This window comes from Parabacteroides sp. PH5-46 (assembly GCF_029892785.1).
Taxonomy (GTDB): Bacteria; Bacteroidota; Bacteroidia; order Bacteroidales; family Tannerellaceae; genus DFXE01.
In genome coordinates this window covers 133,190-144,321 of sequence record NZ_JARXXA010000012.1, presented here as the reverse complement: position 1 = coordinate 144,321, position 11,132 = coordinate 133,190, and the positions used below count along the sequence as shown (strand labels likewise).

At 44.4% G+C, this 11,132-nt stretch carries 10 protein-coding genes; 9 read left to right on the top strand and 1 reads right to left on the bottom strand.

What is annotated here, in order from left to right; translation table 11 throughout:
• Positions 1-187 precede the first annotated feature (187 nt).
• Positions 188-772, top strand: a complete 585-nt coding sequence (locus tag M2470_RS13240) for an LEA type 2 family protein (protein WP_280745476.1) — start codon at positions 188-190, stop codon at positions 770-772.
• A 26-nt stretch (positions 773-798) separates the two neighbouring features.
• On the opposite strand, the gene M2470_RS13235 is transcribed toward M2470_RS13240, so the two are convergent.
• Positions 799-3,291, bottom strand: a complete 2,493-nt coding sequence (locus M2470_RS13235; protein WP_280745475.1) for a TonB-dependent receptor — start codon at positions 3,289-3,291, stop codon at positions 799-801.
• Positions 3,292-3,674: 383 nt separating this feature from the next.
• Between M2470_RS13235 and M2470_RS13230 the strand changes: the two genes are divergently transcribed.
• The 8 genes from M2470_RS13230 (at position 3,675) to coaD (ending at position 11,116) form a co-directional block, all read left to right on the top strand.
• Positions 3,675-4,313, top strand: a complete 639-nt coding sequence (locus M2470_RS13230) for a SagB/ThcOx family dehydrogenase (RefSeq protein ID WP_280745474.1) — start codon at positions 3,675-3,677, stop codon at positions 4,311-4,313.
• A gap of 9 nt (positions 4,314-4,322) precedes the next feature.
• Positions 4,323-5,411, top strand: a complete 1,089-nt coding sequence (locus M2470_RS13225; RefSeq protein ID WP_280745473.1) for a metallophosphoesterase — start codon at positions 4,323-4,325, stop codon at positions 5,409-5,411.
• Positions 5,412-6,536 carry a metallophosphoesterase gene (locus M2470_RS13220; RefSeq protein WP_280745472.1) on the top strand — a complete coding sequence of 375 codons (1,125 nt, stop codon included), beginning with the start codon at positions 5,412-5,414 and terminating at the stop codon, positions 6,534-6,536.
• Positions 6,537-6,660: 124 nt separating this feature from the next.
• Positions 6,661-6,948, top strand: a complete 288-nt coding sequence (locus M2470_RS13215) for a LysO family transporter (RefSeq protein WP_280745471.1) — start codon at positions 6,661-6,663, stop codon at positions 6,946-6,948.
• Positions 6,945-7,571: a lysine exporter LysO family protein gene (locus M2470_RS13210; protein WP_280745470.1), complete on the top strand. Its 627-nt coding sequence runs from the start codon at positions 6,945-6,947 to the stop codon at positions 7,569-7,571. Before M2470_RS13215 ends, M2470_RS13210 begins: the two co-directional genes overlap by 4 nt.
• A gap of 82 nt (positions 7,572-7,653) precedes the next feature.
• On the top strand, positions 7,654-8,781 hold the full coding sequence (locus M2470_RS13205) for a hypothetical protein (RefSeq protein WP_280745469.1): 1,128 nt from the start codon (positions 7,654-7,656) through the stop codon (positions 8,779-8,781).
• Positions 8,782-8,791: 10 nt separating this feature from the next.
• The gene (locus tag M2470_RS13200; protein WP_280745468.1) at positions 8,792-10,648 is read left to right on the top strand and encodes a DNA topoisomerase IV subunit B; all 1,857 of its coding nucleotides are present in this window, start codon (positions 8,792-8,794) and stop codon (positions 10,646-10,648) included.
• Positions 10,649-10,654: 6 nt separating this feature from the next.
• The gene (gene coaD, locus M2470_RS13195; protein WP_280745467.1) at positions 10,655-11,116 is read left to right on the top strand and encodes a pantetheine-phosphate adenylyltransferase; all 462 of its coding nucleotides are present in this window, start codon (positions 10,655-10,657) and stop codon (positions 11,114-11,116) included.
• The last annotated feature ends 16 nt before the right edge of the window (positions 11,117-11,132 follow it).

Here is an 11,132-nt window from a genome sequence, read left to right as displayed (position 1 = left end):
AAAATTGACCGAGACAAGTCAAATTATAACACAGTTAGCAATGATCAGAATTTTTATAAACAGAATAAAATGAAATTTCCTAACAGTTACTAAGATACTACAAAAGAAGTTAGCAGTACAGGATTTGATTCCCGGTTTTTTTATACTTTTGTGGTATCAAATTTATGTAACTAAATACGACCGTTTTATGAAGCTCAAAGTTTTTTTATTTTTTTTTGCTATCTTCTTCACATTCTCAGGATGTGATGTAGCTAAACAGCTTGGAAGTGCTTATAACTTTACCCAGTGCAAGTTCAATTACAATTCGCTTACGAACCTGACGCTTTCGGGGACGAACTTGTCGAAAGGTTTGTCGGCTGCCAATATTCTTCAGTTGACATCTTTACTGACAGGGAATGCTTCGTCTATTCCGTTGAATTTTACATTGAATCTGGACGTTACCAACCCGAATCAGTCGGCTGCTGCCCTTAGTGGTTTGCAGTATATACTGAACATTGATGATGTAGAATTTACAACAGGAACGATCAACCAGAGCTTCAATGTAGCAGCCAACTCAACACAGGTGATGCCTCTGACAATCGGGTTTGACCTGGCTACATTGCTGACCGGTAGTTCAAAGAATGCAGTCCTTAATATTGCTAAGAATTTCCTGGGATTGGGTAATGAGAAATCCAATATCACATTCCAGGTAAAGCCTTCTTTCAATATCGGAGGATATCCGCTTACTTCACCGGTTTATATCCCGGTAAGTTTTTCTTTCGGAGGTAAATAAAAAACAAGGGAGGGAAGGGGCATGTATTACATGCCTCCTCCGCCTCCTTCTCCTCCGCCGGAGTTTCCACCACTCTTCGCATCATCATTCATGATACCCCGGCGTACTTTCTTTATACTGTCTTTCAAGGTTCCGAAGCGATAGGAAACACGGATGCTGAAATCGCGTGTCCGCCAATGGTTCGTACTCTTCATCGCAAAAACAGGATCAGATGTTTCGTTTGTCATCTTCATAGACTTCCAGAAAGGACTGTTGCATGACAAGGTTACGGTAAGTTTCTTGTCGAGGAAGCTCTTATTTACATTGAATCCCGCATGATAGAAGCTGGAACCTTTCCCTTGCAAACTGATCCAGGGAGAAGAATACCCTCCATACAAGGTGATGTTTATATCTTTCGGTAAGATAAACTGAGCGTTAGAGAAGAGGCGTCCGGAAACTCCGTCGTTCTCCAGGTTGCGGGATTCGGCTTTATAGCTGACATAGTTCACCCCTCCGTTTAATGAGATATTGAAGAACTTAACCGGGTTCCAACGTATGTATCCGTAGGAGCCGGCCTGATGGCGCTTTCCTATATTGCCAAAGGTACTTTCCGCTACACCTGTTTCGTTGTTGATAAACGTATAGCGTTCGATGGCATTGTTCAGGAAGCTGTAATTTGCACTTACATTGATGTTTATCTTTTGTGCAAACATACTATAGTTCAGGTTGATATTATGGCTTTTTTCCGAATCAAGTTTCGGGTTACCATAGGATATATTCTCCGGGTCGGTAGTGTTTACATAGGGATTCAGATACCAGATACCCGGACGCTGGATACGCATGTTATAACCAATCCGGATCTGTTGTGCCATATTTAGCTGGTAAGAGATGGTTCCGTTCGGTACTACATCATAATAATCCGTCTTAAAGTTCTTTTGCGGAGAATCTTCAAACTTCACGTTCAGAGCAGTTCCTTCTCCACGTACGCCTGCTTTGAAGCCCCATTTATCAACTTTCAATGTATAGCCTGCATAAACGGAGTAAATGTGTTGTTTATGTCTGAACTCGCTCGATGGGTTGTATTCATTCTCTGTCCATAAGCCGGTAGAGTCGATGAAGTGCAGGTTGTCTGTGTTACTGTTATTCTGCCGGTTGATGTATTTCAATCCGGTTTCCAATGTTTGTCCTTCACGGATGGGGGTAGTATAGTCGAACTGTACCGTATGTTCGTTGGTATAGGCTTCATTCGTTTCCCATCGCGAATTGAGCGGAGGCATATACGTCGGATAGTTGGATATTCCGGAATATACGGTCCGGCTTTCGCTATCGTCGGGAGAGTTACTGAATCGGTATGAAACAGTGAACAGCTCGTCTTTCTTTCTTGTTGAACGTTGATAGTCAAGACTTAGATCCGTTGACCCGAAGGTGTATTTACCATAGCCTACGCTTCTGTATTTATAGTTGGATGCTTCGTCGTAATAATTCATGTCGACGTTTGACTCGGAGTTGTTTTTCATATTTCCGTTAAACAGATTAGCACCAACCGTCAGCAGGTTCAGGGTATCTATTTCGTAGCTTACTTCTACAGATCCGAACTGGAAGGGTCCCTTGTTCTTGTTTCTTCCGATTTGCTTCAGCTGAGAAGGGTTCTCGCCTTTTGTGTCGCGGATTGTTTCGGCATCCGTCCAGGGGCTGTTCTGGTGGCGATAATTATAGTTACCGGTTATACCGAACTTCCCGGCTTTTACGGACAGGTTGGCACCTGCCCCAAAGCGTCCCAAGGCGCTAGCGTCTGCCCGTACGGTTCCGGTATAGCCTTGCAGCGAGTTACGGGTAGTAACAATATTGATGATCCCTCCTACCCCTTCTGCGTCATACTTGGCACCCGGTTCGGTGATTACTTCTATGTTCTTTACGGAGCTGGCAGGCATACTCTTCAATACATCCGAGGCGTTGTTGCTGGATAGCATGTTGGAAGGTTTTCCGTTCAGGTATATCTTAAAGTTTTCAGAGCCTTTTAGCTGTATTTTATCTTCGCCGTCTACTGTAATCATCGGCACTTTGCGCAGCATGTCGAGGGTGTTATTGGTTACAGCTTCGGGGTCATCTTCCAGGCTGTAGGTGAGTTTGTCTATCTCTACCTTTACCAATGGTTTCTGTGCCACTACTGTTACTTCATCCAGGCGCTGGTTATCTTCCTGCATATAGATCTGTCCGAGATCTAAGGTCTTGCGGTTTTCGCTGATTGTGAAGGTTTTTCTGGCCGGAGATTTTCCGATAGACTGGAGGAACATGATATAATTACCGGTAGCATTCAGAGAGGATTCAAATTTTCCATCTTCATCACAAGCTAATAATTTAACAGGGGTTTGCGGAGTGGATGCCAAAGCAATACTCAAGGTCGCATAAGGTACTGTTTCATTTGTCAACGAATCTACCACTTGTCCTTTGATGATGAAGCCATTCTGGCTAACGGTCTGAGCAAATAAAGGAGTAACAAAGAAAAGGAGTAGAAGTAAGGAATAAATTTTCTTTTTCATTCAACTGTGAATTAAGTCATCTTCAATAAAAACACATTCTCTCAATTAAAAAACAATTTGCAAAAGTAGCAGTTTCATTTGCAATAATACTATTTGTTAAATCAGAATTATTAATTTAATTAAATACCTATTTGTACACAAAGGTATCGGTCTACCTTTTAATAAAAGACCGCTTCTTTCTTTAAAACGAAAAAAACGTTTTAAACACGAATGCTGTTCATATCTAAGACAATGTTAGTTAAATAATCTATTTTCATGATACAGATTATATGATATTTTCTACTTTTGCATTACAACCTTTAATACGTCTGACTCTTGTTTTTATTTTATTTTTTATTAGAGAATTACGATTATTTAGTACAATTCGCAAACATATTAAGATTATGAAACAATTATCTTTTCTGCTATGTGCATTCCTCTTAGTTAGTTGTGTAAATGCGCAGGATTTTAAAGTAATAAAGCTTGACCCTCCGACTAAAACCGGCGGAAAACCCTTGATGGATGTATTTAGCAACAGGAAGTCTGACCGAGAGTTTGCTCCTGAGAAATTATCACGTGCCGACCTCTCGAACCTCCTTTGGGCTACCAACGGAATCAATCGCGAAGACGGCAAACGCACAGCCCCCTCGGCTCGTAATGTACAGGATGTGGATGTATATGTTATCATGGAGGAAGGTGCTTACCTCTACGATGCCAAGGCACATGCCCTGAATCCGCTTACTCCCGGTGATCATCGGGCAGCCGTAGCCAAAGGGCAGGATTTTGCTGCTACAGCTCCGCTCAGTATCGTATTGGTTACCGATTTATCCCGTATGAGTGATAATATGAGTGAATGGACTAAGCTGATGGGAGCCGTTGACGTAGGTATTGTATGCCAAAACATTAACATAGCATGTGCCGGCATGGGACTGGCTACCGTTCCGCGAGCTACGATGGATCAGGAGGTGTTGAAAAAAGTGCTGAAGCTAACGGATCGTCAGCTTCTATTGATGAACAATCCGGTGGGATATCCGAAGAAATAAGAAAGAGTAATGCCGGTTTTTTTCATTGTTATTTTCAGTGTTTATTTCAGTGGGAATCTATATGTATTCTATCGTGGTTGGCAGGCTATAAGCGGCTTGCCAATCGGTTTAAAGATTACCCTGGCCATTCTATACTGGTTGGCAATGCTCTCGTTTCTGCTTTTGATAAAGAGAGACGGTAGCATTCCGGCCACCTTGGGGCATTACCTGCATCAGGTGGGTACCGGTTGGTTGGTCTTTACGCTCTATATGGTTATCTGTTTGTTGGTTATCGACTTTCTGAAGCTGTTTCATCTTCAGTATGCCTATAGCTTCTTCATCGCCTTTGGACTGGTAGCCTGTGTGTTAATCTATGGATTCATTCATTACAAGCATCCGAAAATCACACAGCTTGATATCCATATCGACAAGCCGATTGACTCTCCCGACAAGCAGCTGAAAGTAGTGGCCGTTAGCGATGTGCATATCGGCTACGGAACAGATAAGCCTGCTCTGAAGAAGTATGTAGACCTGATCAATGCCCAACAGCCCGACCTGATCCTCATTGCCGGAGACTTGATAGACAACAGCATCGCCCCCCTTCGTCAGCAACGCCTGGACGAAGAGCTCTCGCAGCTGAAGGCTCCGCTGGGCATCTACATGGCAGCGGGTAACCATGAGTATATCAGCGATATGCAGGGAAGCATCGATTTTCTCGCCAATACGCCGATACATCTGCTACAGGATTCGGCAGTAACGCTGCCCAACCGGCTACAGATTATCGGACGCGACGATCGTAGCAACTCACGCCGCCTGCCGGTTTCAGAACTTATGCAAAAGGCAAACTCTGAATGGCCAAGCATCCTGTTAGATCATCAACCCATGGAGCTGGAAAAAACAGCAGCAGCCGGAGTAGACCTGCAGATCAGCGGACATACCCATGCCGGACAGGTATGGCCCATTACGCTCGTTACCAAACGGATGTTTGAACTCAGCTACGGCTATCTGAAGAAAGGAAATTCGCACTTCTATACCTCCTCCGGTTTGTCGCTATGGGGGCCTCCTTTCCGCATCTGTTCAAGCAGCGAGATGGTGGTTTTTAATCTCACGTTTAAGTAAATGAAAGTATTTTTCGGTTCGATTATTGCTCAATTACTTCTCAACCCCTACGTGTTCTGGAGGGGCTGGCAAGCCATTCCGGCAAAGAAAAGCTGGCGGGTACCCTACATCTTGTTCTTTGCCATCGAATTGCTCGTTTTCTTCGTAGGCTTTTTCTTTCATAAATTACTGCCCGACGATGTGATCATCTCCATTCTCTATTATTGCGGAACCTGGTATATCTACCTGATATACCTTACGATGGCGCTGTTGCTGATAGAGGTTGTACGGCTATCGAACCGTTACTATCCCTGGTATCCCAAGTGTGTTACTGCGCATTGGGGGCAAACCAAACTGGCCCTTTTCTTTGCCGTTATCATCAGCGTAGGAGGCCTAATGATTCATGCCTATCACAAGGTGGCAAATCCCGTTGTAAAGCATGTGCATCTTACTATGCCGAAGGGGACCAGCGAACGCGACAGCCTGAAAATCGTAATGATGACCGACCTGCATATAGGCGAAATCATCAACAAACGAATGGTGCAGAAGTACGTTACAATGAGCAATGAGCAGCATCCCGACCTGGTAGTGATGGTGGGCGATTTGATGGACTATGAATCGCGCTTTGCCGAACAGATGCATGCCGAAGACGACCTACGGCAACTGCAAGCCCCGCTGGGTGTATTTGCCGTATTGGGCAATCATGAATACCGCGCCAATCGCTTTGCCAAACTCCGCTGGATACGAAAAACAGGGGCTACCCTACTGGTAGATTCCGTTGCCTTGGTAGATAACTCTTTCTATATCATAGGGCGAGATGATTATATCAACAAAACGCGCCAACCGCTTCGCTATCTTACAAAGGAGCTTGATCCCACCAAGCCGGCTATCTTACTCGATCATCAGCCCTGGACATTTGCCGAAGCAACTATGAATGGCATAGACCTTGGCCTTTATGGGCATACGCACTTCGGACAAATCTGGCCCTATCCCCTGCTTATGAAACTGATCTATGAATGTCCCTACGGATACTATCGCAAAGGCGACTCTCAGTTTTATGTATCCTCCGGCATCGGCATTGCCGGCCCTCCCTACCGCGTAGGAACAGTTTCCGAAATGGTTGTTTTACACATCCGCTTTGAGTGAATTCCCCGAGCTGCGCCTAATGGCTTAGCAAGGGGTAATCTATAAGATCACCTATGAGATTACCTATTATTGAGGAGGAATCCCTATCTTTGCGGACAGAATTAAATTTAAATCAGATAAACACGTGTTTACAGTTATTGGTATTATGTTTGGCGGCATCGCCATAGGCTATCTGTTGCGCCGGGTAGAATTCCTTCAAAAGATAGGCAAACCCATTTCTTACACCATTATCCTTCTTCTTTTTCTGCTTGGAATATCGGTAGGAGGAGATCGCGAAATCGTAAATAATCTCCCTGCATTGGGCGGACAAGCCTTTATCCTTGCACTGGCAGGTACGCTGGGGAGCGTGTTGGCAGCCTGGGGAGTGTATCACTTTTTCTTCAAAGAAAAGAAGGGAGATCTTAACGAATGAAAGGAAGTTTGGTTATCGTAGGATTCTTCATCCTGGGATGCTTATTGGGATTGGGCTTTACGCAATGGGATATTACACTTCCCTCAGACCTGACATCGTACGTATTGTATCTGTTAATGTTTCAGGTAGGACTGAGTATCGGCTCCGACAAGAAACTAAAAGAAATACTTACCAGTATTCGCCCTAAGCTGTTGTTGGTCCCTTTGGCGACAATTGTGGGGACGCTTAGCTTCTCGGCACTAGCCAGTCTGCTTATCACCAAGTGGAGCGTATTCGATTGTCTGGCCATCGGAAGCGGTTTTGCCTACTATTCTCTATCGTCTATCCTCATCATCGAACTGAAGGAAGCCTCGCTGGGCGTTCAACTGGCTGCCGAGATGGGAACAATCGCTCTGATGGCCAACATCATGCGCGAAATACTAGCCTTGCTTGGCACCCCACTATTCGTAAAATACTTCGGACGCCTGGCCCCCATCTGCGCCGGAGGAGCTACGACGATGGACACTACCCTCCCCATCATCACCCGCTATAGCGGCAAAGATATGGTATTCGTCGCCATCTTCCATGGTATCCTGGTAGACCTCACCGTCCCCTTCTTCGTCTCCTTCTTCTGTTCATTCTGAATAAGCCGGCATAGGAGAATTTGCGAATTTGTAAACGATACTATTGTTTATTTATGTAACTTTGTCGTTTAAAAAATATGCAATGGGCGTTATAATCAAAGAAGTAACCGATAAGAAAGAGCTTAAGAAGTTTGTTAAGTTCAGCATTGATCTCTATAAAGACAATCCTTTTTATGTGCCGGGCTTGATTGATGATGAGATGCAAACCTTCGATAAGGAGAAGAATCCGGCATTCGAGGTGGGCGAAGCTATCTGCTTTCTGGCTTATAGGGATGGCGAGATAGTAGGGAAGATTGCCGGCATGGTGAATCACCGGAGCAACGAGGTATGGAATCAAAATGCCGCCCGTTTCGGATTTGTTGATTTCATTGATGATGAAGAAGTGGTAGATGCCTTGTTCAAAGCGGTTGAAGACTGGGCGAAAGCAAAGGGGACAACCATGCTACACGGACCGCTCGGCTTTACGGATATGGATCCGGAAGGAATGCTGATAGATGGGTTCAACGAGCTGGGAACCATGGCTACCATCTACAACTATCCTTACTACCCAAAGCATATGGAGCGGATGGGATATGTGAAGGATCAAGACTGGAAAGAGTTTAAGATATATATACCGGACAGTATACCGGAAAAGCATCAACGCATAGGCGAGATCGTAAAGAAGAAATATGGACTGAAAATCATGAAGTTCAAAAAGCGGAAAGAAATATGGCCGTATGCTCATAAGATATTCCGGACACTGAATGCCGCCTTCTCTCCTCTGTATGGCTTTGCACCTCTTACGGATAAGCAAATCGATTACTATGTAAATATATATATACCGATGGTGCGGCTCGATCTGGTGACGATTATTGTACGTGAGGCAGACGATGAAGTGGTAGGTTTCGGTATCTCATTACCCAGCTTGTCTAAGGCTTTGCAGAAGGCTAAGGGACGACTGTTCCCGTTTGGTTTCATCCATCTGTTAGGTGCATTACGATCAAAACCGAAGATTATAGACCTTTATCTGACGGGTGTATTGCCTGAATATCAGGGAAAAGGAGTAAACGCCTTACTATTCAATGACCTGATACCTGTCTATCAGGCATGCGGTACCGAATATGCAGAGAGTAATGTAGAATTGGAAACAAACAATGCTGTGCAAGCCCAATGGGAGTACTTTAAGCACGAACATCATAAAACAAGAAGAGCATTTAAGAAGGATTTGTAAAAAGTTTAAAATGGAAGATTTATCTCAGATACAACAACCAACGGATTATAATGACGAGGATATAAAAACCCTCGATTGGATGGAGCATATCCGTCGCAGACCCGGTATGTACATCGGGAAGCTGGGCGACGGTACGCACGCCGACGATGGGATTTATGTGCTGTTGAAAGAGGTATTAGACAACTCCATCGACGAATACATGATGGGGCATGGCAAAACAATAGAAGTAACCGTAGAAGAAGGCACGGTAAGCGTGCGTGATTATGGACGCGGCGTTCCACTTGGGAAAGTGGTGGATGTTTCCAGCAAAATGAATACCGGAGCTAAATACGATAGCAAGGCCTTTAAGAAGTCGGTAGGGCTGAATGGTGTAGGGATCAAGGCTGTAAACGCGTTGAGCAGCTACTTCCTCATTCAGAGTAACCGCGACGGGGAGTGTAAAAAAGTAGAGTATAACCGGGCAATTATTAAGGAGGAATCGGATGTTGCTCCTACAAAAGAAGCCAATGGTACACTTACTTATTTTATTCCCGATAAAGAGATATTCAAGGATTACGAATATAGAGACGAATATATCGAAAGTCTGTTGAAGAATTACGTATTCCTCAATTCCGGGCTGACAATTCTTTATAACGGGCAGAAATTCTATTCACGCAATGGACTTGTAGACTTGCTGAATGAGAACATGACTACCGAACCCCTATACCCTATTATTCAACTGAAGGGAGAGGATATTGAAGTAGTAATTACACACAGTAACCAGTATGGCGAGGAGTACTACTCTTTTGTAAACGGACAGTACACCACGCAGGGAGGAACGCATCTTTCTGCCTTCAAGGAAGCCATCGGACGCGTAATAAAAGAATATTACAACAAAAACTTTGAATACTCCGATATCCGTGCCGGTATAGTAGCGGCTATCAGCATCAAAGTAGAGGAGCCGGTATTTGAAAGTCAGACTAAGACAAAGCTGGGTTCTAAGGATATGGGTCCCCAGGGGCCGACAGTTACCAAATTCATCGGTGACTTTATCAAGAAAGAGTTGGACAACTATCTGCATAAACAACCCGATACTTCGGATGCGCTTCTGCGGAAAATCCAAGAGTCGGAAAAAGAACGGAAGGCCATTGCAGGCGTAACAAAGCTGGCTCGCGAACGGGCAAAGAAAGCAAACCTGCACAATCGCAAGCTGCGCGATTGCCGCATCCACCTGAATGACTCCAAAGGAGACAGAACGGAAGATTCCTGTATCTTTATTACCGAAGGTGACTCGGCAAGCGGTTCGATAACCAAGAGTCGCGACCCGAATCTGCAAGCTGTTTTCAGCCTCCGGGGTAAGCCTCTGAACAGTTACGGGCTGACCAAGAAAATTGTGTATGAGAATGAAGAGTTCAACCTGCTACAGGCTGCCTTGAATATTGAAGATGGCCTGGAGGGACTTCGCTACAACAAGGTGATTATCGCTACCGATGCGGACGTAGACGGGATGCACATCCGTTTGCTTATCATCACCTTCTTCCTGCAATTCTTCCCTGACCTGATCAAACGGAATCATGTATATATCTTGCAAACCCCGCTCTTCCGTGTGCGAAACAAACAAAAAACCTGGTACTGCTATACCGAAGAGGAGCGACTGGCAGCTATTGAAGCAGCCGGAAAGAATCCCGAAATCACCCGCTTTAAAGGATTAGGCGAGATATCTCCCGACGAATTCAAGAACTTTATAGGAGAAGACATCCGTCTGGATCAGGTAACGATGAAGAAGGAAGACCTGGTAAAAGATATGTTGGCGTTTTACATGGGTAAGAATACCATGGAACGGCAAAACTTTATTATTGAAAACCTGGTTGTAGAGGAAGAAATATAATTCAGCATGAAAAAGATAGCCCTTTTCCCGGGAACGTTCGACCCATTTACAATCGGACATCAGTCTTTGATAAAACGCGGACTCGCTTTGGTAGACGAGATTGTTATTGCTATTGGTATCAATGAGAAAAAGCAAACCTATTTCGCTCTGGAAGAACGCTTAGCATTTATTCAGCGACTTTATCAGGACGACCCCAGGGTAAAGGTAACCTCCTATGACTGTCTGACGGTTGATTATGCCAAGGAAGTAAGCGCTCAGTTTATCCTTCGCGGTATCCGTACAGTCAACGACTTTGAATATGAAAAAAGTATTGCCGATGTAAATCGTATACTAACAGGGATTGACACCTTTATTCTTTTTACAGAACCCGAACATACCCATATCAGTTCCAGCATTGTACGCGAACTTTTGCGATATGGGAAAGACATCTCTCTCTTTGTTCCTGAAGAGATGTTCCAAGACAAATAATATAATTAAGAGGATA